The 22,450-nt window shown below is 69.6% G+C and carries 20 protein-coding genes; 10 read left to right on the top strand and 10 right to left on the bottom strand.

Going from position 1 to position 22,450, the window contains the following annotated elements; translation table 11 throughout:
• Nucleotides 1–3 precede the first annotated feature (3 nt).
• Nucleotides 4–825, bottom strand: coding sequence for a septum site-determining protein MinC (minC, locus tag ACSQ3Y_RS02495; protein ID WP_057200318.1), 822 nt, complete (start codon nt 823–825; stop codon nt 4–6).
• 149 nt (nt 826–974) lie between these two features.
• Between minC and ACSQ3Y_RS02490 the strand changes: the two genes are divergently transcribed.
• Nucleotides 975–1,898, top strand: a complete 924-nt coding sequence (locus ACSQ3Y_RS02490) for a DMT family transporter (RefSeq protein ID WP_436176332.1) — start codon at nt 975–977, stop codon at nt 1,896–1,898.
• Nucleotides 1,899–2,096: 198 nt separating this feature from the next.
• Here the strand turns inward: ACSQ3Y_RS02490 and pssA are convergent, their stop codons facing one another.
• Nucleotides 2,097–2,726: a CDP-diacylglycerol--serine O-phosphatidyltransferase gene (gene pssA, locus ACSQ3Y_RS02485; protein WP_436176331.1), complete on the bottom strand. Its 630-nt coding sequence runs from the start codon at nt 2,724–2,726 to the stop codon at nt 2,097–2,099.
• Between the two features lie 428 nt (nt 2,727–3,154).
• Between pssA and ACSQ3Y_RS02480 the strand changes: the two genes are divergently transcribed.
• Together ACSQ3Y_RS02480 and ACSQ3Y_RS02475 are read left to right on the top strand one after the other, a co-directional pair.
• A complete protein-coding gene (locus ACSQ3Y_RS02480) occupies nt 3,155–5,038 on the top strand; it encodes an acyl-CoA synthetase (RefSeq protein WP_436176330.1) in 1,884 nt (627 codons plus the stop codon).
• A 49-nt stretch (nt 5,039–5,087) separates the two neighbouring features.
• A complete protein-coding gene (locus ACSQ3Y_RS02475) occupies nt 5,088–6,092 on the top strand; it encodes a Bug family tripartite tricarboxylate transporter substrate binding protein (protein ID WP_436176329.1) in 1,005 nt (334 codons plus the stop codon).
• 198 nt (nt 6,093–6,290) lie between these two features.
• Here ACSQ3Y_RS02475 and ACSQ3Y_RS02470 read toward each other — a convergent pair whose 3' ends face one another.
• Together ACSQ3Y_RS02470 and ACSQ3Y_RS02465 are read right to left on the bottom strand one after the other, a co-directional pair.
• Nucleotides 6,291–8,360 (bottom strand): acetoacetate--CoA ligase, encoded by a 2,070-nt coding sequence (locus ACSQ3Y_RS02470; RefSeq protein ID WP_436176328.1) that lies wholly within the window; start codon nt 8,358–8,360, stop codon nt 6,291–6,293.
• A gap of 151 nt (nt 8,361–8,511) precedes the next feature.
• Nucleotides 8,512–8,751 carry a DUF6139 family protein gene (locus tag ACSQ3Y_RS02465; RefSeq protein WP_436176327.1) on the bottom strand — a complete coding sequence of 80 codons (240 nt, stop codon included), beginning with the start codon at nt 8,749–8,751 and terminating at the stop codon, nt 8,512–8,514.
• A 147-nt stretch (nt 8,752–8,898) separates the two neighbouring features.
• On the opposite strand from ACSQ3Y_RS02465, the gene ACSQ3Y_RS02460 reads away from it, so the two are divergent.
• From ACSQ3Y_RS02460 to ubiM, 4 genes are all read left to right on the top strand, one after another.
• The gene (locus tag ACSQ3Y_RS02460; protein WP_436176326.1) at nt 8,899–9,504 is read left to right on the top strand and encodes a TetR/AcrR family transcriptional regulator; all 606 of its coding nucleotides are present in this window, start codon (nt 8,899–8,901) and stop codon (nt 9,502–9,504) included.
• 239 nt (nt 9,505–9,743) lie between these two features.
• Nucleotides 9,744–10,643 carry an alpha/beta fold hydrolase gene (locus tag ACSQ3Y_RS02455; RefSeq protein WP_436176325.1) on the top strand — a complete coding sequence of 300 codons (900 nt, stop codon included), beginning with the start codon at nt 9,744–9,746 and terminating at the stop codon, nt 10,641–10,643.
• 188 nt (nt 10,644–10,831) lie between these two features.
• A complete protein-coding gene (locus ACSQ3Y_RS02450) occupies nt 10,832–11,269 on the top strand; it encodes a hypothetical protein (RefSeq protein ID WP_436176324.1) in 438 nt (145 codons plus the stop codon).
• Between the two features lie 79 nt (nt 11,270–11,348).
• Nucleotides 11,349–12,623 carry a 5-demethoxyubiquinol-8 5-hydroxylase UbiM gene (gene ubiM, locus ACSQ3Y_RS02445; protein WP_436176323.1) on the top strand — a complete coding sequence of 425 codons (1,275 nt, stop codon included), beginning with the start codon at nt 11,349–11,351 and terminating at the stop codon, nt 12,621–12,623.
• Between the two features lie 125 nt (nt 12,624–12,748).
• On the opposite strand, the gene ACSQ3Y_RS02440 is transcribed toward ubiM, so the two are convergent.
• On the bottom strand, nt 12,749–13,492 hold the full coding sequence (locus ACSQ3Y_RS02440; RefSeq protein ID WP_436176322.1) for a zf-TFIIB domain-containing protein: 744 nt from the start codon (nt 13,490–13,492) through the stop codon (nt 12,749–12,751).
• A gap of 163 nt (nt 13,493–13,655) precedes the next feature.
• Between ACSQ3Y_RS02440 and ACSQ3Y_RS02435 the strand changes: the two genes are divergently transcribed.
• Nucleotides 13,656–14,081: a hotdog fold thioesterase gene (locus tag ACSQ3Y_RS02435; RefSeq protein WP_057200328.1), complete on the top strand. Its 426-nt coding sequence runs from the start codon at nt 13,656–13,658 to the stop codon at nt 14,079–14,081.
• A gap of 11 nt (nt 14,082–14,092) precedes the next feature.
• On the opposite strand, the gene ACSQ3Y_RS02430 is transcribed toward ACSQ3Y_RS02435, so the two are convergent.
• The 5 genes from ACSQ3Y_RS02430 to ACSQ3Y_RS02410 all read right to left on the bottom strand — a co-directional run bounded on the left by ACSQ3Y_RS02430 (nt 14,093) and on the right by ACSQ3Y_RS02410 (nt 20,817).
• Nucleotides 14,093–15,682 carry a gamma-glutamyltransferase family protein gene (locus ACSQ3Y_RS02430; RefSeq protein ID WP_436176321.1) on the bottom strand — a complete coding sequence of 530 codons (1,590 nt, stop codon included), beginning with the start codon at nt 15,680–15,682 and terminating at the stop codon, nt 14,093–14,095.
• A gap of 40 nt (nt 15,683–15,722) precedes the next feature.
• Nucleotides 15,723–16,109, bottom strand: coding sequence for an oxalurate catabolism protein HpxZ (hpxZ, locus tag ACSQ3Y_RS02425; protein ID WP_436176320.1), 387 nt, complete (start codon nt 16,107–16,109; stop codon nt 15,723–15,725).
• A gap of 5 nt (nt 16,110–16,114) precedes the next feature.
• The gene (locus tag ACSQ3Y_RS02420; protein ID WP_436176319.1) at nt 16,115–18,652 is read right to left on the bottom strand and encodes a branched-chain amino acid ABC transporter ATP-binding protein/permease; all 2,538 of its coding nucleotides are present in this window, start codon (nt 18,650–18,652) and stop codon (nt 16,115–16,117) included.
• Nucleotides 18,653–18,669: 17 nt separating this feature from the next.
• Nucleotides 18,670–19,548, bottom strand: coding sequence for a branched-chain amino acid ABC transporter permease (locus tag ACSQ3Y_RS02415; RefSeq protein WP_057200331.1), 879 nt, complete (start codon nt 19,546–19,548; stop codon nt 18,670–18,672).
• Nucleotides 19,549–19,623: 75 nt separating this feature from the next.
• Entirely contained in the window at nt 19,624–20,817 is a 1,194-nt protein-coding gene (locus tag ACSQ3Y_RS02410) for an ABC transporter substrate-binding protein (protein ID WP_436176318.1), read from the bottom strand.
• 267 nt (nt 20,818–21,084) lie between these two features.
• Here ACSQ3Y_RS02410 and ACSQ3Y_RS02405 point away from each other — a divergent pair, with 267 nt between their 5' ends.
• Nucleotides 21,085–21,534, top strand: a complete 450-nt coding sequence (locus tag ACSQ3Y_RS02405; protein ID WP_057266785.1) for a hypothetical protein — start codon at nt 21,085–21,087, stop codon at nt 21,532–21,534.
• Nucleotides 21,531–22,445 (top strand): polysaccharide deacetylase family protein, encoded by a 915-nt coding sequence (locus tag ACSQ3Y_RS02400; RefSeq protein WP_436176317.1) that lies wholly within the window; start codon nt 21,531–21,533, stop codon nt 22,443–22,445. Before ACSQ3Y_RS02405 ends, ACSQ3Y_RS02400 begins: the two co-directional genes overlap by 4 nt.
• Nucleotides 22,446–22,450 lie beyond the last annotated feature (5 nt).

Here is a 22,450-nt window from a genome sequence, read left to right as displayed (position 1 = left end):
GGTTTATTGAATCTCTCTGGGGTTGATACGAACGGGATTGCGCAGCGGCTCGATGAAGAGCTTTTCGCCTTCCAGGCGCACCTGGGCCGGCCTGCCCGCGACGTCGTCGGGCAGTGCGGTCTCCGTCGTGCGGTAGATGCCTGCGATGGAGACCAGTTGCGGCTCCATGCAGGTGGAAAAGATGCGTGCTTCGGTGTTGCCGCGCGCGCCAGCGATGGCGCGCCCGCGCAGCGGGGCGTAGACGTGGATGTTGCCATCGGCGATCACCTCGGCGCCAAAGCTGACCATGGCCAGCACCACCAGGTCGGCGCCGCGCGCATAGACCTGCTGGCCCGAGCGCAGCGGCTTGTCGATGACCATGGTGCCGGGGCCGGCCACCGGCACTTCGCGTACCACCTCGATCTCGTGCACCACCTCGCGGATGACTTCCTGCACCTGGACCGGCGCCTCGGGCTCCGGTTCGGGGGCTGCGGCCGCCTCGGCACGGGCCGGGGGCGCATCGGGTACGGCCGCCAGGCCCACGGCGCGCGCGGCGTCCATCTGGGCGGCGCTGCCACCGCGCACGGCCACGGGCAGGGTGCGGTGTTCGCGCAGCACGGCGACGATGGCGGCGAAATCGATGGTTTCCTCGGACTCGCGCACCAGGGCCAGGTCGATCAGCACCGGATCGTTGTCGAAAAAGCCCGGGGCGTCGGCCACGCGCTCGACCAGATCGGCAGCGAACTGCGTGGCATCGGTGGTCTTGAGCAGCACGGCCACGACGGACAGCGATGCGCTCTTGAGGTCGAAGCGGGTGCGGGCCTGGGCCGCCGTGGAAAAGGCCATGAAATGGGAGGTTGGTAGAAGAAGCGCGCAAAAACCGGTAAAGAAGCCGCAAAGTGTACCGTGGGCACGCAAACACCCTGTCTCGGGGCGTATCAGGCCCGTGCCGGGCAATGGCCGTCAGCGCTGGGCACCCCTTCCATAATCGACCGATGTCCATTGCCCGCAAAACCCACCTCGACTCCCTGGCCATCGGCCTGTTGCTCGCCTGCTGCATGTTCTGGGGCTTCCAGCAGGTGCTGGTCAAGGCCACGGTGGCCGAGGTGGCCCCGGTGTTCCAGGCCTTCGTGCGCTTCGTGCTGGCCGCCTTGGCCGTGGCTGCGTGGTGCCTGTGGCGCGGCGTGCCCCTGTCCAGCCGCAGTGAACCCGCAGGTGCCCTGCGCGCCGGGCTGCTGGCCGGGGCCCTGTTCGCGGGCGAGTTCGCCTGCATCTATGTGGGCCTGCAGTACACCAGCGCCTCGCGGCTCACGGTGTTCCTGTACGGCGCACCGTTCTGGGTGGCGCTGCTGCTGCCGCACTTCATTCCCGGCGAGCGGCTGCGCGGCTGGCAATGGCTGGGCCTGGCCGCGGCCTTCGTGGGCGTGGGGCTGGCCCTGGGCGACGGCATGGTCGGATCGGCGAATGCTGCCATGCCCCAGGCTTGGCTCGGCGACCTGCTGGGCGTGGCCGCCGGCCTGATGTGGGCGCTGACCACGGTGGTCATCCGCACCACGCCGCTGGCGCGCGTGGCCCCGGCCAAGCAGCTCTTCTACCAGGTAGGCGTAAGCGCCGCCGTGCTGCCCCTGCTGTCCCTGGCTCTGGGCGAGACCTGGACCTGGCGCTTCAGCGCCTTCGCCTGGGGTTCGCTGCTGGTGCAGGCCCTGGTGGGCGCGTTCGTGAGCTACCTGGCCTGGATGTGGATGCTGGCCCACTACCCGGCCACGCGCATCTCGGTGTTCGTGTTCCTGACCCCGGTCTTCGCGCTGCTGTTCGGCGCCTGGTGGCTGGGCGAGCCGGTGACCACGGGGCTCGTGGTGGCCCTGGGGCTGGTGGCCGCGGGCATCGTGCTGGTCAATCGCAAGCCCGCAGTACCCTGAAAGTTTTATGCGGCGATCCCGGGCGGCCTTACGGGGCGCGGCATCGGCAATCGCGCTACCCAAGCCAGGGCAGCCGCGCAAGGGCCGCCCCGCTGCGGATGCGGCGCTTCGCTTGCGTGCGCCGGCTGCGTCCCCCTTCCCGAATGGCGCAGCCATTCGAGAGAAGGGGTGAAGGCGCGAAGCGACTCAGGGGGTTGTTCAGAATTTCGGAATGCGGATACGGCTGATCATCAAGGAGCCGGAAACCGCAAACAGCAGCACCAGCGGATGCAACGTGAAGCCGCCGACCAGCACCTTGCCGAACCACAGGTTCTCGCCGAGCGCACCCATATAGCCGGCCAGGGCCAGCAGGGCCACGAGGACGATGGAGGTGGGGATGGGCGTGCCCTCGAAGTACCGGACCTTGCCGTCGTCGCCCGAGAGCGTTTCGGCCGTGACGTTGTAGCGCGCCAGGCGAGAGACGCCGCATGCCACGAAGTAGGCCAGCACCACGCGGTCGTACAGGCCCTGCATGCCGCAGCCATAGGCCATGATGGCGGGCGCCACGCCGAACGAGATCACGTCGGCCAGCGAATCGAGCTCGCGCCCCATGGCCGAACTCTTCTGGCGCCAGCGCGCGATGCGGCCGTCCAGCACGTCGAAGATCAGTGCCGCCAGCACCAGGGCGGCGGCAAAGTAGACATGCAGCACTTCCCCGGTCGCCAGGTAGGTCATGGCCGAGAACAGCGCACCGACGCCGCAGACAGCATTGCCCAGCGTGAACCAGTCGGCCAGGTGGAACTCGCGGATCATCGAAAAGCGCTTGGGATGGGGTTGGGGAGTGGTCATGTCGGGAGCGCTCCGGTCGCGCAAGGGGAAGTAGTGACGCCACATTATGGGCGGCTGCGCGCGCCGTTTCCTGTAGGCACATGACCCGCGCGGGCTGAGATGCAGTGTGCACCGCCGCGCCCACCTGCCAGCGCACCCTCGCAAGGGGGCGCAGCCCATCCCTTCTGACTGTCAAATTTTTTTGAACAGAGTGTCCATGCATTTAGAGGATTGTCAAAAAATCGGCGCGCACCAACAATGGCCTCTCCACCTGTTTTTCAGGATGGACCCGATTTGCCAGGAGACAACACCATGCACACTGCCGGGAGCGCACAGTCGCCCTGCCCCACCCTTGTCGCCACGGGCTGGGGGGCCTGCGCATGACGACCGCCATCGGGACCACGCACGCGCGCCCGCCCTTGTCGGCCCCCTTCGCCCCGGCGTTCCCCGTGCGCAGCCTGCAGGACGTGGAGCGCCTGGAGACGTTGCCGCTGGCCCAGGCGCTACCGGTGCAGAGCACCTACGAAATTTTCTGCAATTCGGCCCATGCCTTTGGCGACAAGACGGCGCTGAGCTTTCTGCCAACGGCCGACCCGGCGGACCAGCCCGTGCGCTGGTCGTACGCGCAGTTGCTGGCCGGCATCCACCAGACGGCCAACCTGCTGCACGACCTGGGCGTGGGCCCTCAAGATGCCGTGGCCGTGCTGCTGCCCGGCTGCCTCGAATACCACCTGGCCCTGTGGGGCGGCGAGGCAGCCGGCATCGTGCAGCCGCTCAACCCGCTGCTCACGCCCGAAAAGCTAGCGTCCATGATGACCCTGGCCCGCGCCAAGGTGCTGATCGCCTATGGCGAAGACGGCGACTCGGGCTTCTGGACCAAGGCCATGGGCCTGCTCGGCCAGGTGCCTACGCTGCGTACTGTGCTGCGCGTGGCACCCCACGGCGAAGCGCCGGCCGCGGCTGGGCCCCTGCCCGAGGGGGTGATCGACTTTGCCAGCCGCAGCGCCCAGCCCGACGACCGGCTGGTGAGCGGGCGGCGCATCGTGGCCGGCGACATCGCGGCCTACTTCCACACCGGCGGCACCACGGGCGCGCCCAAGCTCGCGCGGCACAGCCACGGGGCGCAGGTGTTCACGGCCTGGGCCTGCGTGCAAATGCAGGGCATGCGGCCCGAGGACGCAGGCATCAACGGCTACCCGCTGTTCCACGTGGCCGGTGTGTTGCCGGGCTCCCTGGCCGCGCTCTCGGCCGGGGTGGAGACCATCATCCCCACCACCGGGCTGTTCCGCAACCGCCAGGTGATCGCCAACTACTGGCGCCTGGCCGAGCGCTACCGCTGCACCTACCTGTCGGCCGTGCCCACGGTGCTGGCCGCGCTGGCCAATGTGCCACTGGACGGCGCCGACATTTCGGCACTGCGTTACTGCCGCACGGGTGCGGCGGTGCTGGCGCCCGAGCTGGCGGCACGCTTCGAACGCCTGTTCGGCCTGCATGTGCACGAGAGCCTGGGCATGACGGAGATGGCGGGCATCTCCACCATCACGCCGCCCGGCGTCAACGCGCCTGCGGGCTGCGTGGGCTGGCGCCTGCCGTACGTGCGGCTGCGCATCGTGGCGCTCGATGCGCACGGCAATGCCTCGGACCAGGAGATGCCGCCCGGCCAGCCGGGCATGGTGCTGTTTAACTCGCCCAACCTGTTCTCGGGGTTTCTCGATGCGGCCGACACGGCCCGGGCCTTCACGCCCGAGGGCTGGCTGGCCACGGGCGACTTGGGCTTCGTCGATGCCGAGGGCCGGCTGCACCTGAGCGGGCGCTCCAAGGACCTCATCATCCGCAGCGGCCACAACATCGACCCGAAGGTCATCGAAGATGCCCTGGGCGCCCACCCTGCCGTGCAGCTGTGCGCTGCCGTGGGTGCGCCCGATGCCTATGCGGGCGAGCTGCCCGTGGTGTTCGCCACGCTGGTGCCGGGCCAGCAGGCCAGCGAGGCCGAGCTGCTCGACTTCGCCAGCGCAGGCGTGGATGAGGCCGTGGCCCGGCCGCGCCGCATCACTGTGCTGGACACCATGCCCGTGACCAACGTGGGCAAGATCTACAAGCCCGCCCTGCGCCTGCAGGCCGCCTGCCAGACCGTGCAGGCGCTGGTGGACGGTGTGTGCAACGAGCTCGGGGTGGCCGGGCGCCCCACCGTGCAGGCCGAGGGCGAGAGCGCCGTGCGTGTCACCGTCGATGCCGCCGCCGCAGGCTCGCAGGCATTGCTGGAGCGCCTGCGCCAGGTGCTGGAGCCCCTGCCCGTCAAGGTGCAGGTGGCGCTGTCGCCCCCCGCAGCCTGACCGATCCCTTCACACCGCATCGCCAACAACTACACCAGGAGACAAAACCATGCCAACCTTTCCAACCCTTCAACGACGCACCTGGCTCGGAGCAGCCGCTCTTGCCATCGGCACCCTCACCGGCACGGTCGCGCTGGCCCAGCAGCCGGCCTACCCCACCAAGCCGATCAAGGTGGTGGTGCCGTTTGCCCCAGGCGGCGCCACCGACGTGCTGGCCCGCGTGCTCGCCGAGAAGATGGCGGCCGGCCTGGGCCAGCCGCTGGTCATCGACAACAAGCCGGGCGCGGCCGGCATCATCGGCACCGATGCGGTGGCCAAGGCCGCGCCCGATGGCTACACCATCGTGCTGGGCCTGAGCAATTCGCTGCTGACCAACCAGTTCCTCTACGAAAAGCTGCCCTATGACCCGCAGCGTGACCTGGCGCTGGTCTACCAGATCGCCATCGCCCCGCTGGTGCTGGTGGCCCACCCCAGCGTGCCCGTGGCCACAGGGCCCGAGCTGCTCAAGTACGCCGCCGCCAACAAGGGCAAGGTGGCCTACGGTTCCTACGGTACGGGCGCCTACCCGCACCTGGCGGGCGCCTACATGAGCCTCACGCAGAACGCCGATATGAGCCATGTGGCCTACCGGGGCGAAGCCCCCATGGTGCAGGACCTGATCGGCGGCCAGATCCAGATGGCCTACGCCAGCGCGCTGGTGGCCAAGCCGCACATCGACGCCGGCAAGCTCAAGGCGCTGGGCGTGACGGGCGAGCGGCGCATGGGCATTCTGCCCAACGTGCCCACGCTGGCCGAGCAGGGCATGACCGACGAGGCCTACCGCGTGGCAGGCTGGCTGGCCTTTGCCGCGCCGGCGGGCACGCCACCGGCCATTCTGGAGCGCTTGGCGGCCGAAGTGCGCAAGGCCGTGCAACTGCCCGACGTGGCACAGCGCATCGCGGGCATGGGTTTCGAGGCCAAGGCCAGCTCGCCAGCAGAGTTCAAGGCCGCGTACATGAAGGAGCGGCCGGTGTGGGAGCGTTTGATCAAGCAGTCGGGCGCAAAGCTTGACTGACCCCCTGAGCCGCTTCGCGTCACGGTGCGTCCGCCAGAGGCGGCCGCTCTTCGTTGCCGTCCAAGCCTGCGCAGGCAGGCTTGGAGCCGCGGCACTCAGCCCCCTCTCCCGCATTGCTGCGCAATACGGGCCCGGGGGACACCCCCAGCGCGGGGGGGCGGCCCTTGCGCGGGGGTGCTGGCCCAGGTCGCGCCAGTTTCACGCCCCCTTGGCGGCCCTCTGGTTCGCAAACGCCACGTACCAGTCCAGGCAGCCTGGATTGGCCATGGCGTCCTTGTTGACGACCTTCTCGATGGGCTGGCCCAGCAGCAGCTTCTTGATGGGCAGCTCCTGTTTCTTGCCGCTCAGGGTGCGCGGGATCTCGGGCACCTGGAAGATGTCGTCGGGCACGAAGCGTGGGCTCAGCGCGGTGCGCACGGCGTTGTTCAGGCGCTGGCGCATGGCCTCGTCAAGCACCACGCCCTCGCGCAGCACCACGAACAGCGGCATATAGCTTTCGCGGCCCAGGTATTCGAGGTCGACCACCATGCTGTCGAGCACCTCGGGCAGGGCCTCCACCGCGCTGTAGATCTCGCTCGTGCCCATGCGCAGGCCATGGCGGTTGATGGTGGCGTCGGATCGACCGTAGATGATGCAGCCGCCCGTGCGGCCATCGATCTTGAGCCAGTCGCCGTGGCGCCAGACGGCGCCGGCCTCGGGCCCGGCGTCGCCGCCCCCGGGCCGGCGGCCATGGCCGGCGGGGTACATGTCGAAGTAGCTGGAGAGGTAGCGTTCGCCTTTCGGGTCGTTCAGCAGGTACAGCGGCATGGAAGGGATGGGCTGCACGCAGACCAGCTCACCCACCTCGTCCTTCACCGGCTCGCCCTGGGCATTCCACGATTCCACGGCGGCGCCCAGCATGCGGCACTGCATCTCTCCGGGCACCTGGGGCATCTCGCGGTGGCCGCCGATGAAGGCCCCGCAGAAGTCCGTGCCGCCCGAGATGTTGTTCCACCAGATCTCTGGCGTGCCAATGCGCTCGAACTGTGCCGTGCCCCAGGCCTGCACCTCGGGCGAGAGCGGCGACCCTGTGGTGCCCAGGGCGCGCACGCGCGAGAGGTCGCCGCTGTCGGCCAGCGCGAGCCCCGACTTCATGCAGTTGGCGAAGAAGGCCGCGCCCGCGCCGAAGAAGGTCACCCCCGTCTCGGCCGCAAAGCGCCAGAGCGTGCCCCAGTCGGGTTGGTCCTTGCTGCCGCCAGGATTGCCGTCGTAGATGACGCAGGTAGTGCCCGAGAGCAGGCCGCTGGCCTGGGCGTTCCACATCACCCAGCCGGTGGAGCTGTACCAGTGGTAGCGCTCGCCGAAGCTGTTGGCCTCGTAGCTGCAGCCGATGTCGTTGTGCAGCACCTTGAGCTGCAGCGCCACCAGCACCATGCCGCCGTGGCCGTGCACGATGGGCTTGGGCAGGCCCGTGGTGCCGCTGGAGTAGACGATCCACAGCGGGTGGTCGAACGGCATCCATTCGGGCTCGAAGGCATCGACCGCCGCGCCGCTGGCGGCCACATCAGCCGCCCAGTCGGACCAGCCGGGCAGCGTGGCACCGGCGTCGAGGTTGGGCACCAGGACGGCGTGCTGCACGCTGGGCAGGGCCGCGCGCAGCTCGGTGAGCACGCCGGTGCGGTCGTGGTCGCGGGCGCCATAGGTGATGCCGTCCACGCCGATCAGCACCTTGGGCTCGATCTGGCGGAAGCGGTCGAGCACGGCGTTGGTGCCCATGTCGGGCGCACAGATGCTCCAGACGGCACCGATGCTCACCGTGGCCAGCAGGGCCACCATGGCCTCGGGGATGTTGGGCAGGTAGGCGGCAATGCGGTCGCCCGGCTGCACGCCCTGGGCCTTGAGGTGTAGCGCCAGCGCGGCCACCTGGCGGCGCAGCTCGGGCCAGGCCAGCTCGCGGTGCTGGCCTTTCTCGTTGCGGCTGACGATGGCCGGCAGGCCGGCGGCATGGGCCGCCTGCACATGGCGCAGCGCCTGGCGTGCGTAGTTGAGTCGCACGCCCGGGAACCATTCGGCCCCCGGCATGGTGTTGCGCGCCAACGCCACGGTGGGCGGCGTAGGCGATTCGATCTCGAAGTAGTCCCAGACGCTGCGCCAAAAGGCATCGAGCTCGGTGGTGGACCAGCGCCACAGCGCGTCGTAGCTGTCGAAGGCCAGCCCGCGCTGGTCGCGCAGCCAGTCCTGGTACAGGCGGATCTGCGGAATGAAAGGGGGGGTGTTTTTTGTCTCCATGGCGACGCAGCGTACCAGCGCTGGCCCCTGTGTGCCACGGGGCATCGTCTCCGGATTGACACCCGCTCCAGGTCACGCCCCAGAAGGGCCGTGCGCTGCTGCGGCCGGCCTGCCAGCCCTGCATGGTCAGCCAGCTGCGCAAGAGCCGATATCAGTCGCCTTCCGGCTCGTGCAGGCCTGTGATGGCGTAGCCCTTTTCCTTGAGCTGCGTGCCGGGCTTGACGATGCCGTAGTGATCCCAGCGCTCGGCATCTTCGTCCAGGTCCTGCCCTTTCACCTCCGTGTCCCAGTCGGTGTTGGTCGCTTCCTCCGGGATGCGCCTTCCTTCCGGCACGGCAAGGTGGGTGAAACGGCCCTCGGCTTCGGCCCGACGATAGATGTCCACGCGCATGGTTGGTCCTTTGGCGGTTACAAAGACCCCACTCTACTGCCCATGGCTGCCCGGCGCCGTAGGAAAAACTCTCGCTGCCATCAGGGCCATGGCGCAACCGATGAAATCGTTGCTTAATTTTTCGCACAACTGTGCTAAATTTGCGCCATGGACGCCAAGACCCAGAAAGCCGAGCTCACGCGCGCCGCCATCATCGGCGCCGCGCTGGATGTGGCTGCGGCCGACGGGCTCGAATCCATCACCCTGCAGGCCGTGGCCGACCGGGTGGGCCTGTCCAAGAGCGGCGTGTTTTCGCGCGCCGGCTCGCGCGAGGCGCTGCAGAAGGCTGTGATCGAAGAATACGGCCGCAGCTTCCTGGCCCAGGTGTTCGTGCCCGCCATGCAGCAGCCCAAGGGCCTGCCGCGCCTGAACGAGATCGTGCGCCGCTGGATCGCCCGCACCCGCGATGTGGAGGCCTTCACGGGCTGCATCTACATCGCCGGCGCCTTTGAGCTCGACGACCGCACCGGCGAGCTGCGCGACCTGCTGCACACCGAGATCACGCGCTGGCGCGCCGCGCTGCGCCGCACCGTGCTGCAGGCCATCGATGCCGGGCACCTGCCTGCCTGCACCCCGGCCGACCAGCTGGTCGCGGAGATCTACTCCATGCTGATGGGCCTGTTGCACGACGTCCGCTTCCTGCGCGATCCGCAGGCAGTGCACCGCACCGAGGCGTCCTGGGCGCGCCTCGTCAAGAGTTACCAGACCGCCTGACACCCCGGTGCATGCCATGGAAACCCTTGCTATCTGTTCGCCCAAATTTCGCACAACCGTGCGAAGAAAGGAAATCTCCATGCTGATCCTTTGTGGCATTGCGGCAATCGCCGCCATCGCGGGCGCCATCCATGCGCTGCGCAGGGCACTTGACGGCCTGCCGCGCAGCAACCGCGACTGGGTCTTCTACTGACCCGGCGCCGCCCGCCCACCCCTTCCACTTGTCCCGGAGCCCCACCATGAGCCAGTCCACCGCCCTGCAGGCTACCTCGAACTTCTACGGCGCGCATGCCGGCATGCGCCTGGTGCGCCTGGCACTGGGCACGGCGCAGCGCCTGTGGCCCCGGCTTGCCGTGCGCAGCGCCTACCGCCTCTTCGGCACGCCTCTGCCCTTGCGCAGAAGCGGCCACCGAGCCCTTCCTGCCGCAGGCTGGCAAGCGGAGCGCTGGCCTTTCGAGGATGCGGAGATCACGCTCTACACCCGCAGCGACCTGCCCACCGATGGCCCCGTGGTGCTGCTGTCCCATGGATGGGGCGGGCATGCGCGGCACATGCTGGCCCTGGCCGAGGCCCTGGTTGCGCGCGGCATGCGCCCCGTGCTGGTGGACCTGCCCGCCCACGGCGGCAGCCGGGGGCGGGTGAGCAACTTGCCGCAGTTTGCCCGCGCCATCGAGTACGCCACGGCGCGCCTGCAGGCCCGGGGCGACACGCTGGACGCCGTGGTGGCCCATTCGCTGGCGGCGAATGCGGCGGCCCATGCCGCCAGCCGGGGCCTGCCGGCCGCCCGCCTGGTGCTGCTGGCACCGCCCGCATCGCCGCGCGAATACACCCGGCTGTTCGCGCAGGTGTTCGGCCTGACCGAGACCACGCGCGCTGCCATGGAGCGGCACATCGAAGCACGCGAGGGCATCCTCATGCCCCAGTTCGAACCCCAGGCCGTGGGGCCGCGCATCGCCCAGCCCACGCTGGTCGTGCACGACCGGGGCGACCGCATCAACCGCTTTGCCGATGGCGAGGCCTACCGCGACCACATCGCGGGCGCGCAGCTGCTGGCCACCGACGGGCTGGGCCACCGCAAGCTGCTGCAGGACGAGGCCGTGCTGCGCGCCGTGGCGGATTTCATACGGAAGACCCCCTGAGTCGCTTCGCGCCTTCCCCCTGGAAGGGGGACGCCCCCAGCGCGGCGGGGCGGCCCTTGCGCGGGGGCACTGGCCTTGGCCACGCCAGTACCGTGCGTTGCGGGTTACACGACGCACCATGAAAAACCGATAGGACCCGGCCTGCAGGCCTATGATCGGCAGCCTGTTCCTGCCGACCCGAATTCCCGATGCCCCTGCTCATGTCTGCCTGGCCCATCCTGGTCTGGGTGTTGCTCGCCCTGGTCGTGCTGTCCGCCCTCTTCTTCCTGGCCAAGGGCGACCGACGGGCCTTTGCGCAACTGCTGGCCCTGGTGGCCTGTTTCCTGATCGGCGCGCTGCTCATGGAGTTCATGCTCTTCATGGCCGCGCGCATGTCGCGCACGGGCGGTATGCAGGGCACGCCGGTGCTGGGCGACGGCACGCGCCGGCTGCTGCAGACCATCGCCAACCCGCGCTCCATCACGGCGCCGCCGCTGTCCATGGCTGCCGTGGCGGCGTATTCCGTGCCGCTGTCCTACCTATGGCTGGCGGTGACCTGGGTGCTGCACCTGCACGGCGGTGGCAAATCGGGTGCTGGCAAGAAGAAAAAGCCGGCCAAGGCATCCGGCAAGTCGCGCAAGGCTTGACCTACGGCAAAGCCCCTGCTGGCACGGGGGCAGCACAATGGGCACGCACCCACAGCGGGTGCGCCCATACCCTCTTGCCATGGCTTCTTCCCGAAGTGACGTTCTCATCGTGGGCGGCGGCCCCGCCGGGCTTTCGCTCGCCATTGCCCTGGCGCAGGCCGGCTTCAGCACCACGGTGGTGGAGCAGCAGCCCGAGGCGGCGCTGGCCGACCCAGCACTCGATGGCCGCGAGATCGCGCTCACCCACCCCAGCGTGGCCACCCTGCAGCGCCTGGGCACCTGGGCCGGCCTGCAGGCGCATGAGCGCGGGGAGATCCGCGAGGCCCAGGTGCACGATGGCCCCCTGGGTAGCCACGGCCCCCTGCGGCTGCACACCGGCAGCACGCAGGCACTGGGTGCCATCGTCTCCAACCACGCGCTGCGGCGCACGGCCCATGCGGTGGCGGCGCGCACGGCGGGCGTGCGCATCCTCAGCGGCGCGCAGGTGCACCGGGTCGCCACCGATGCCGACCATGCCGAACTCGACTGCACGCTGGCCCCGGCCGAGGGCACCGGCGCCTCGCAAACGCTGCAGCTGCGCGCACCCCTGCTGGTGGCGGCCGACAGCCGCTTTTCGGCCACGCGCCGCCTGCTGGGCATCGGCGCGGACATCACCGACTTCGGCCGCACGGTCATCGTCTGCCGCATGCGCCATGCCCTGCCCCATGGCGGCACGGCCCACGAATGCTTTGGCTACGAGCGCACGCTGGCCATCCTGCCCCTGCCCGACGCCCCGGATGGCCAGCCCGTGTGCTCGGTGGTGGTCACGGCCGGGGCCGCCGATGCAGCGGCCCTGATGGCCTTGTCGCCCGAGTCCTTTGCCGTGCAGGTGCAGGCCCAGTTCAACCAACGGCTGGGACCGATGGCACTGGAGGGCCAGCGCCATGCCTACCCGCTGGTCGGCGTGTATGCCCGGCGCTTTGCCGGGCCGCGCTGCGCGCTGCTGGGCGATGCGGCCGTGGGCATGCACCCGGTGACGGCCCATGGCTTCAACCTCGGGCTTGCGGGCGTGGAGCGTCTGGTCGGCGCTCTGGTCGCAGGCCGCCACCTGGGCCACGACCCGGGCCACGGGGCTGCCCTGGCCCGCTATGCCAGCGCCCACCACCGCCATGCCTGGCCGATGTACCAGGGCACGAATGCCATCGTGCGGCTGTACACCGACGCCCGGCCCTTGCCCCGCCTGCTGCGCCAGGGCGTGCTGCAGCTGGCTCGGCGCCTGCCGCCGCTGCAGGCGGCCATCGTGGGGCAGCTCACCGGGCGCATGGGCGCGCTCGCTCCCGCGCCGCACCGGACCGCGCTGCGGCCCTGGGACTGAAAAGGCTGGCCTAAGAGCGGCCAACAAAACTCAGCGAAGCGGTTCTGGCTAGGCGCTGCGTCGCAGGCAGTACGAGCAGTACGACAAGACGCAGCAACGACGCCAGAAGAGTTTTGTTAGCCGCTCTAAGAACTCAGCATGCCCCAGACGAGGGCCACCCCGGCGACGAGCAGATCGCCAGTGACACTCGCGTCGGACGCATCGCCGCTGGTGAAGCGCTCTTTCTGCCGCTCGCGCTCGGCGCGCGTGCGGTCACGCTCCAGCGACACCAGTGCGTCGGCCAGGTCGGTGCGCTGGGGCGGGTGCAGTTGGGCGGCGCGCTGACCGGCCTGGGCATAGCTCTCCAGCGCGCGTTGCACGGCCTCGGGGTCGATCAGCGAGAACGCAGCGCGGCAGTAGGGGCAGGCGTGGTCCTTGCGAATGTCCACCGGCGAGCCGCAGCCCGTGCAGTAGATGGCACCCACGCGCTTGGCGAGGTCGGCCACTTCGGGCTTGGTCATGTGGCGCACGAAGCCCTTCTCCACCATGAAGGACGAAAAGGTGCTGAAGCGGCCATGCTGGCTGGCGCAGCGGTAGAGCACATAGCGGCCGCTGCGCACCAGGTCGAAACCGTGCGCCAGCGGGCGCACGCAGCGCGGGCAGGCCATGCTGTTCTGCAACGGGCGCCGCTCGTCCGTGCGGTGCTCGTGCAGCAGTCTGAACAGCTCCACTACCGCCGCAGGCGCGAGCTTGAGGTTCTCGTGGCGGTCGAACCAGATGCCCTGGCAGGCAAAGCACAGGTCGAGCGTCTGCATGCCCCCCTGGTTCGTGGCGAACTGGTGCGCTTCCATGGGCTGGCGGCAGGAGGGGCAAGAGGGCAGGTGCTGCATGGGGCGGGTGGAAAGCCGGCGGGTATACAGCCATGGTAGCGCGCTGGCGGGCGGACCCGCAGGCGACGCAACCCGCGGCCCAGGTCGCCGAACCGAAGCACAATGGCGTGTTGCCAACCCGACAGGCGCCTGACGGCGCCCTCTGCGAGAGAAGAGATCAACGATGCCTGCCATCTGGAAGAAACCCATCACCGTCGAATCGCTCACCCACCACAGCCTGCGCACGGCTGTGCCGCACCTGGGCATCGAGTTCCTGGAAGTCGGCGACGACTTCGTGCGCGGCCGCGTGCCCGTGGACGAGCGCACCCACCAGCCCTACGGCCTGCTGCACGGCGGCGTGAGCGTGGTGCTGGCCGAAACCCTGGGCTCGGTGGGCGCCGCCCACTCCTGCCCCGAGGGCTACCGCGCCGTGGGCCTCGATATCAACGCCAACCACCTGCGCTCCACCCAGAGCGGCTGGGTGACGGGCACGGCGCGCCCGGTGCACATCGGCCGCACCACGCATGTGTGGCAAATCGACATGGTCAACGACGCCGGCGAGATGACCTGCGTGTCGCGCATCACCATGGCGATCCTGGCGCCGCGCTGAGGCAATACGGCCTAAACGGCCGCACAGACCCCGTCGGCGCGCGGATCGGTCGCGCCCTCGATGCGCCCGTCGGGGTGGAACGCCACCGCCCCGGCATGGCCCATCATGTCCTCGAAGGCACCCACCACCTGCACGTCGTGGCCGGCGGCGCGCAACTGGTCCACCAGGGCCGGGTCCGCGCGCGATTCGAGCTTGAGGTTGGTGGAGTGGTCGCCCCAGGTGCGGCCCAGCAGCCAGCGCGGCGCGGTCACCGCGGCCTGCATGTCCTGGCCGAAGAGCACGTGGCGCGTGAACACCGCCGCCTGCGTCTGCGGCTGGCCCTCGCCGCCCATGGTGCCGTAGGCCAGCACGCGCCCGTCTTTCAGATGCGCCAGCGCCGGGTTGAGGGTGTGGAACGGCAGGCGCCCGGGCGCCAGCTGGTTGGGCCCGGCGCCCAGCGTGAACGAGGCACCCCGGTTCTGCCAGTGCAGGCCTGTCTCGGGCAGCACGATGCCGCTGCCGAACTCCCAGTAGATGCTCTGGATGTAGCTGACGACATTGCCCTGCGCATCGGCGGCGCCCATCCATACCGTGTCGCCGGGCTCCGTGGGTTCAGGCCAGGGCGCTGCGCGCGCCTTGTCGATGCGTGCGGCCTCGGCGTCGAGCGCGGCGGCCTGCAGGAAGGCCGCCGGATCGGCGCGCATGTACGCCGGGTCGCCCACGTGCTTGTTGCGCCAGGCGAAGGCCCGCTTGGTGGATTCGACCAGGCCATGCACATGGTCGAAGCCCTCGGCCTGGCCCACGCCCAGGCGGTCGAACAGGCCCAGGATGGCCAGCGACGAGACGCCCTGCGTGGGCGGCGGCTGGTTGAACACACTGCCGGCCGACAGCTGCACCGACAGCGGTGCCACCCGTTGGGCCTGCCAGCCCTCCAGGTCGGCCAGCGCCAGCGGGCTGCCCAGGGCCTGCAGGTCGCGCGCTATGCTGCGCGCCAGGTCGCCGCGGTAGAAGTCGTGCAGCCCGGCCTCGGCCAGGCGCTGCAAGGTGGCGGCGATGCGCGGCTGGCGCAAGGTGTCGCCGCGGCGCGGCTGGCCCTCGGGCGCGAAGGCGGCGGCAAAGCCTGGCACATGTTCGAGCTCGGCCCACTTGGTGCGGGTCAGCTCGACCTGGGAGGTGGTGATGGGCATGCCCTCGCGCGCATGGCGGATCGCGTCTTCGAGCAGGCGGGCCAGCGGCAGGGGCTTGCCGCCCCAGGCGCGCGCCACTTCCAGGGCCTCGGCCCAGCCGCCGATGGCACCGGCCACGGTGAGCGCCGCGCGCGGCCCGCGCGTGGGGATGGCCGCGTCGCCGTGCGCCTGGTAGAAGGCGGCGTCCGCCGCCTGCGCCGCACCGCCACAGGCGCGCACTGCGACCGGGGCCGCTGCGCCGGGCGTGTGGATGAGCCAGAAGCCATCACCGCCCAGGCTGTTCATGTGCGGGTAGACCACGGCGATGGCGGCGGCTGTCGCGACCATGGCCTCCACCGCGTTGCCACCCTCGCGCAGCACGGCGGCGCCGGCCTGTGCGGCCAGGTGGTGGGGGGCGGTGACCATGCCACCGCGGCTTTGCAGGCTGTGCAACATCGGAAATGTCTCCTGGGGTTGGTTCTTCTTGGAGCGAATGCTAGTCCATCAATGACACGTGGGCCGCCACCACGCACCAGCCCTGGTCGGGCATGCGCACCCAGGTCTGCTGCTGGCGGCCGGTGCGCGCGCTGCCTTCGCGCGTGAACTCGGTGCTGGCCGTGGCGAAGTCGCGCCCGTAGGTCGTGATGACAGTGTTGCTCAGCGTTCGCGCCAGGCCGGCCGCCGAACGGCCGCTGCGGAAGGCGCGGATCGCGTCGATGCCATACAGGCATTCCGTGGCGCCATAGCGCACGGTGTGCGGGCTGTGGAAGAACAGCGCATCGAGCACGTCCACCTCGTTGTGGACCAGGGCATGCTCGTAGCGCGCGAAGGCGGCCGTGACCTCGGCGAGGACATCGGGCAGGTTGATGGTGATTCCGCTCATGGTGTTCAGTGCCCCCCGCCGAGGTAAGCCCGGGTCAACGCGTCATTGGCGGCGATTTCCGCCGCCGTGCCCTGGGCCACCACGCGCCCGCCTTCGAGCACGTAGGCCCGGTCGGCCAGAGACAGCGCCAGCGCCGCCATCTGGTCCACCAGCACCAGGGTCATGGATTCGTCGCGCAGGCGCGCCAGCGAGGCGAACAGCTCTTCGATGACCTTGGGCGCCAGGCCCAGCGAGGGCTCGTCGAGCAGCAGCACGTGCGGGCGGCTCATCAGGGCGCGGGCGATGGCCAGCATCTGCTGCTCGCCGCCCGAGAGCAGGCCGGCGCGCTGGTGCAGCCGCTCGCGCAGGCGCGGAAAGCGCTGCAGCATCTCTTCCACCCGGGCCTCGCGGCCCTCGGGGTGGAGGAAGGCGCCCAGGCGGATGTTGTCGAGCACCGAGAGTTCGGGGAACACCTGGCGCCCCTCGGGCACCAGCACCAGGCCGCGCGCCACGATCTGCTCGGCGCGCAGCGGGCCGAGCTCCACCCCGTCCATGTGGATGCCGCCTGACAGCGGCCGGTGCAGGCCTGCCAGGGTGCGCATCAGCGTGGACTTGCCCGCGCCGTTGGCGCCCAGCAGGGCCACCGTCTCGCCCTGGCGCACGCGCAGGTCCACGGCGTGCAGCACGGGCTCGGCGCCATAGCCGGTGGTGAGCCGGCCCACGCCCAGCACTTCGGGGGCATCGGCCAGCAGGGCACGCGCTGCGGCGGCATGCACCGCCACCGCACCGCATGCGCCATCACCCAGGTAGGCCTTGCGCACGGCGGGGTGGGCCTGCACCTCGGCCGGCGTGCCCTCGGCCAGGTGGCGGCCCGATTCGAGCACCACCACGTGGTCCGAAAGGCCCATCACCAGCGCCATGTCGTGTTCCACCAGCAGCACGCCCACGCCCTGGTCGGCAATGCGGCGCAGCAGGGCAGACAGTTGGTCCTTGTCCTCCGTCGACAGGCCGGCAGCCGGTTCGTCGAGCAGCAGCACCTCGGGCCGCATGGCCAGTGCGCGGGCAATCTCCACCAGGCGCCGGTCCACATGGGCCAGGTCGGCGGCCGGCACCTGCACTGCGCCCCGGTAGCCGCACCAGGCCAGCAGGGCGCGTGCTTCGTCCCGCGCACCGGGTGAGCATACGCGGCCATCGCCCAGCAACGGGCCCAGGCCACCGCGTGCCAACGCCAGGGCCACGTTGTCGAGGACGCTCAGCGAGCCGAAGAGCTGCGAGGTCTGGTAGCTGCGCGCCACACCGGCCCGGGCGATGCGCCAGGCGCCCCGACCCTGCAAGGGCTCATCGCCCAATAGCGCGCCGCCACTGGTGGGCGTGTAGAAACCGCTGAGCATGTTGAGCACCGTGCTCTTGCCTGCGCCGTTGGGGCCGATCAGGCTGGTGACGGCACCCGGACGCACAGCAAAGGACAGCTCACTCACCGCGCGCACCCCGCCGAACACCATGGACAGGCCCTGTGCGCTCAGCGCACGGCCGCCCTCAGGCTTCAGGACCGGCAGAGAGCCGCCTGGCGCGGCGCCAGCTTCGGCACTGGCGGGCATGCTGCGGCGCAGGCGCGCGAACAGGCCTACCAGGCCCTGCGGCGCCACCCACAGCACCACCAGCAACAGCGCGCCAAAGAACAGCAGCCGGTATTCCTCCAGGCTGGACAGCAGCTCGGGCAGCAGGCCAACGATGACCGCGCCCACCAGCGGCCCGGCGATGCTGCCGGCGCCGCCGATCATCACCACCAGCACGAACAGGATGGACTGCAGGAAAGAGAAGCTGTGTGGCGTGACGAAGCCCGACAGCGGCGCATACAGCCCGCCCGCCAACCCCGCGAGCAAGGCCGACACCGCAAACGCCACGGTCTTCACGACCAGCGGGTTCAGGCCGATGGACTCGGCCGCCGTCTCGGAGTCGCGCAGCGCGCGCAGCGCGGCGCCCCAGGCGCCACGCGAGAGCCGCATATAGGCCAGCAGCGCCACCGCCACGGCCACAATGGCCAGCACGGCGATGGCGCGCTCGCCACGCAGCGCATCGATGCCCAGCGCCGGCGCGGCAATGCCCATGATGCCGTTCTGCCCGCCGGTGAGGTCGCGCATCTCCACCGCGCTGTGCTCCACGATCAGGCCGAAGGCAATCGTCACCATGGCCAGGTACGGTCCCTTGACGCGCAGAGCCGGCAAGGCGAGCAGCGCGCCCATGGCGCCGGCCAGCACGGCAGCGATCGGCCAGGCGGCCCAGAAGCTCCAGCCGGCCTTGGTGGTGAGGATCGCCACCGCATAGGCGCCGATGGCATAGAAGCCCACGTGCCCGAAGGACACCTGGCCCGACAGGCCGAGCAGCACGTTCAGGCCGATGCCGACCAGCGCCAGCAGCGCCACGTTGGCCAGCACAAAAACGTAGTAGCCATTGACCTGCGTGGCCAGCGCCAGGCCCGCGGCCACGCCCAGCGCCGTGAGCACGAGCAGGGTGGGCATGGCCAGCCCGCGCGCGGACGAAGGAAGGAAAGGTGCGTTCTGCATGGAGGAGAAAATCGTCTTCATACCTTGCGCACCAGGGCACGCCCGAAGAGCCCGTTGGGCCGCACGGCCAGCGCCACGATGACGAGCGAGAAAGTGAGGATCTGCGTGTAGCCAGAGCCCAGCGTGGAGGTGATCAGCGCCTCGGCCACACCGAACAGCAGGCCCGCAGCCATGACGCCCCAGGCGCTGCCGATACCGCCCAGGATGGCGACCGCAAAGGCCTTGAGGCCGAACAGCGTGCCCATGTCGGACTGCACGTTCACTAGCGGCGCGATGAGCACGCCCGCCACGCCGGCGAACACGGCCGACAGCGCGAACGCCGCCGACACCACCCGCCCGATGGGGATGCCCATGAGCCGGGCCGCATCGCGGTTCTGCACCACGGCCAGCATGGCCGTGCCCCAGCGCGTGCGCCGCGCCACGAAATGCAGCACGGCGGCCAGCACCAGGCCGATGGTCGGGATGATGAGCTGCAGCGGGTACACACCCAGGCCGATGTCGCCCAGCGTCATCGGTGCCTGGGCCAGCGGCGACGGCAGGCTGCGCGGCTCCTTGCCGAAGGTGAACATGGCCAGGTTGTCGACCACGATGCCCAGCGCCACCGTGGCCATGAGCCAGGCGTCGGAGCCCCGGCGCGCGAAGGGGCGCACGGCGAAGAATTCCACGGCCAGGCCGTAGAGCGCGCACAGCAGCAGCGCCAGCAATACCGCCAGCGCCATGGGCCAGCCCAGCACCATGGCAAAGCCGTAGGTGAGCACGGCGCCCAGCATCATGGAACTGCCCTGGGCGAAGTTCACGGTGCCGGAAACGACGAAGGTGACGTGAAAGCCCAGGGCCATCAGCCCGTACATGCTGCCCAGGCCGATGCCGCTGATGAGGGCGGAGAGAAAAAGCATCGTGGTGATCGAAGTAGTGAAAGTGCAGGGAAGCCCCGCACCCCTGCGGGCGCGGGACTGCATGGCGTGGCTTGCTTACTTTTCGAGGCCCACCGGCAGGATGCGGTTGCCTATGAACTGCGCCCAGACATAGTCGTTTTCGCTCAGCGCGTCATGGTTGCCTTCGCTGAAGGGCTTGTCGTAGCCCTTGATCAGTCCGTCGTATTTGCCGATCTTGTAGAAGCCCTGGCGCACGGCGTCGCCCTCGGTGCTGCCGGCCTGGGTGATGGCCAGCGCCGCCAGCTGCATGGCGTCGTAGGCGTTGGCCACGCCCACGGCGGGGGTGATGTTGTCGGGGCCCTTGATCTCGGGGTACTTGGCCTTGAGGGCCGCCAGCACCTTCTCGCCCACCGGGCCCTGCTTGCCGAAGAAGCTGTAGGTCTGCACGAAATGCACGTTCTTGGCATTCGCACCGGCCAGTTCGGTGAAGCGGCCACCCGCAGGACCCCAGTGCGAGACGATGGGCACCTGCCAGCCCATGCGGTCCAGCGACTTGACCACCTGGGCCGAAGGGCCCACGTTGCCGACCAGGAACAGCGCGTCGGCGCCCGCCGCCTTCAGGCGCGTGAGTTGGGGCACCACGTCCACGTCGCTGTCCCCGAACTTCTCGATGCCGGCGGCTTTCATGCCCTTGGCGGTGAGCGCTGCGGTCAGGCCCTTCTCGTTGGACTCGCCCCAGGGGTTGTTCACCAGGATCATGCCGGGGTTCTTGGCATTGAAGGTCTTTTGCGCATAGGCCAGCATGCCGCGGTCGACGATCTCGTCCACGGCCGAGACGCGGAACGCGAAGTTGGGCTTGGCGCCGTTCTTGGTGACCGGCGTGCCTGCGGCCCAGGGGCCCATGAAAGGCACCTTCTCCTGGTTGGCCAGTTGCACGATGGCGATGGAGACCGGCGTGTCCAGCCCACCGAAGAGCACGGCCACCTTTTCCTTGTAGATCAGTTCGCGCGCAGCCGTCACGCCCTTGGAGGGGTTGGCCTCGTCGTCGCGGCGCACCAGTTCGAGCTTGCGGCCGCCGAGCAGGCCGCCCTTGGCGTTGATCTCCTCGATGGCAATGGTCAGGCCGCGCGTGATCGCATCGCCCGCCAGCGCCGACTGACCCGAGAGCGCAGTGACCAGGCCGACCTTGATGGGCTCGGCGGCATGGGCAGCGCTCAGGGCGCCCATGGCGGCCCAGGCAGCGGTGGCGAGCGTGGCGACGGCAAAGCGGCGGCGGGTGGTGAAAGGCATGGCGGTTCTCCTGCAGTGGCGGGTGGACGGGGATGAACGGATCGGTGGGCGGGTGTCGGTCCGCCTCGGGAGGCTCCACCAGCAAGCAACGTGCCAATGTCAACAAACACCAATATTTATTGGTAACTTTATTGATATGTCATTGTCGACAATCTGGCACACGCTTTGCTGACAATAAAAACCAAAGGCAGTTCACCGCGTTCCGCCCCATTCCGAAGCAGCCCCCGCAATATTTCGCACTCCGGTGGTGCGATCAGGAGCACCAACATGCAGCAGCAAGCACACACCCCACCCACCCAGGATGCAGGCGCCATCGTCGAAGAGTTCCTGCGCCTGGTGATGATTCCAGACCCCGCCGCCGCCAGCCGCTTCGTCGCGCCGGGCCTGGCCATCCGCTTCACGGGTGGGCGACCCATGCGCCAGCCGGCCGAGTGCAGCGCCTTCAACGCCACGCGCTACGCCTGGGTGAAAAAGAAGTTCGAGAGCACCGACGTCGTGGCCGGTGCCACGCACGAAGAGGCCGTGGTCTACAACACCGGCACGCTCTACGGTGCCTGGCCCGATGGCACGCCGTTCGAGGGCAACCGCTATGTGGACCGCTATGTGCTGCGCCATGGCTTGATCGTGCAGATGGACGTGTGGAACGACAGCGCCGAATGGCTGCTGGTGCGGGCCGGCCTGGCCGCGCCCTGGCCGACTGAAGGTGCCGGCGCATGATCACCAGCATCTATGGCGACGGCCCCCTGCCAGGCCACGGACGCTTCGGCTACAGCCCCATCACCCGCCGGCCTGACTACACCTGGCCGAACGGCGCGCGCTTGGCTGTCTATCTGGGCTTCAACCTGGAGCACTTCGCCTTCGGCGGGGGCCTGGGCGCACGCATCGGCCCGGCATCGCCCGAGCCCGATGTACTCAACTACAGCTGGCGCGAGTACGGCAACCGCGTGGGGGCCTGGCGCTGCCTGGAGCTGTTTGACCAGCTGGCCCTGCCGGCCGGCTGCATTTTGAACACCGCGCTGTACGAGCACTGCCCGGAGCTGCTGGCCGCCTGCGCGGCGCGCGGCGATGAGCTGATCGGCCACGGCCACACCAATTCCGAGCGCCAGGGCGATTTCGCCGAGGCCGAGGAAGCCGCGCTGCTGGCCGCCTGCCGCGAACGCATCGCGCAGGCCAGCGGCGGCGCGCCCGCGGGCTGGCTCTCGCCCTGGATCTCGGAGAGCCCCACCACGCCCGACCTGCTGGCCGAGGCCGGCTACCGCTACACCCTGAACTGGGCGCACGACGACCAGCCCGTGCCGATGCACACGCGCAGCGGCCAGCGGCTGTGGTCGATTCCCTACCCGCAGGAGCTCAACGACATCCCGATGATCATTGCGCGCCAGCTCGACGGCAAGGACTTCGCACAGATGGTTGTCGACAATTTCGACGAGATGCTGCAGCAATCGGCCGCGCAGCCGCTGGTCATGGGCATCGCCCTGCATCCCTACCTCGTGGGCCAGCCCTACCGCTTGCGCCACCTGCGCCGCGCGCTGGAGCATGTGGCCCGCGCGCGCGATGCCGGCGCCGTCTGGTTCACCACGCCCGGCGCCATCTGCGCGCATGTGGATGCCCTGTTCCCCTCTGCCTGAGCCCC

The organism is Acidovorax sp. LjRoot66 (assembly GCF_964253305.1).
GTDB lineage: Bacteria > Pseudomonadota > Gammaproteobacteria > Burkholderiales > Burkholderiaceae_C > Acidovorax.
This window is presented reverse-complemented; position numbering and strand designations above follow the sequence as displayed.

Coding starts and splice junctions, on each gene's coding strand:
- minC (WP_057200318.1), bottom strand. CDS start 825: ATGGCCTTTTCCACGGCGGCCCAGGCCCGCACCCGCTTCGACCTCAAG.
- ACSQ3Y_RS02490 (WP_436176332.1), top strand. CDS start 975: ATGTCCATTGCCCGCAAAACCCACCTCGACTCCCTGGCCATCGGCCTG.
- pssA (WP_436176331.1), bottom strand. CDS start 2,726: ATGACCACTCCCCAACCCCATCCCAAGCGCTTTTCGATGATCCGCGAG.
- ACSQ3Y_RS02475 (WP_436176329.1), top strand. CDS start 5,088: ATGCCAACCTTTCCAACCCTTCAACGACGCACCTGGCTCGGAGCAGCC.
- ACSQ3Y_RS02470 (WP_436176328.1), bottom strand. CDS start 8,360: ATGGAGACAAAAAACACCCCCCCTTTCATTCCGCAGATCCGCCTGTAC.
- ACSQ3Y_RS02465 (WP_436176327.1), bottom strand. CDS start 8,751: ATGCGCGTGGACATCTATCGTCGGGCCGAAGCCGAGGGCCGTTTCACC.
- ACSQ3Y_RS02460 (WP_436176326.1), top strand. CDS start 8,899: ATGGACGCCAAGACCCAGAAAGCCGAGCTCACGCGCGCCGCCATCATC.
- ACSQ3Y_RS02455 (WP_436176325.1), top strand. CDS start 9,744: ATGAGCCAGTCCACCGCCCTGCAGGCTACCTCGAACTTCTACGGCGCG.
- ACSQ3Y_RS02450 (WP_436176324.1), top strand. CDS start 10,832: ATGCCCCTGCTCATGTCTGCCTGGCCCATCCTGGTCTGGGTGTTGCTC.
- ubiM (WP_436176323.1), top strand. CDS start 11,349: ATGGCTTCTTCCCGAAGTGACGTTCTCATCGTGGGCGGCGGCCCCGCC.
- ACSQ3Y_RS02440 (WP_436176322.1), bottom strand. CDS start 13,492: ATGCAGCACCTGCCCTCTTGCCCCTCCTGCCGCCAGCCCATGGAAGCG.
- ACSQ3Y_RS02435 (WP_057200328.1), top strand. CDS start 13,656: ATGCCTGCCATCTGGAAGAAACCCATCACCGTCGAATCGCTCACCCAC.
- ACSQ3Y_RS02430 (WP_436176321.1), bottom strand. CDS start 15,682: ATGTTGCACAGCCTGCAAAGCCGCGGTGGCATGGTCACCGCCCCCCAC.
- hpxZ (WP_436176320.1), bottom strand. CDS start 16,109: ATGAGCGGAATCACCATCAACCTGCCCGATGTCCTCGCCGAGGTCACG.
- ACSQ3Y_RS02420 (WP_436176319.1), bottom strand. CDS start 18,652: ATGCAGAACGCACCTTTCCTTCCTTCGTCCGCGCGCGGGCTGGCCATG.
- ACSQ3Y_RS02415 (WP_057200331.1), bottom strand. CDS start 19,548: ATGCTTTTTCTCTCCGCCCTCATCAGCGGCATCGGCCTGGGCAGCATG.
- ACSQ3Y_RS02410 (WP_436176318.1), bottom strand. CDS start 20,817: ATGCCTTTCACCACCCGCCGCCGCTTTGCCGTCGCCACGCTCGCCACC.
- ACSQ3Y_RS02405 (WP_057266785.1), top strand. CDS start 21,085: ATGCAGCAGCAAGCACACACCCCACCCACCCAGGATGCAGGCGCCATC.
- ACSQ3Y_RS02400 (WP_436176317.1), top strand. CDS start 21,531: ATGATCACCAGCATCTATGGCGACGGCCCCCTGCCAGGCCACGGACGC.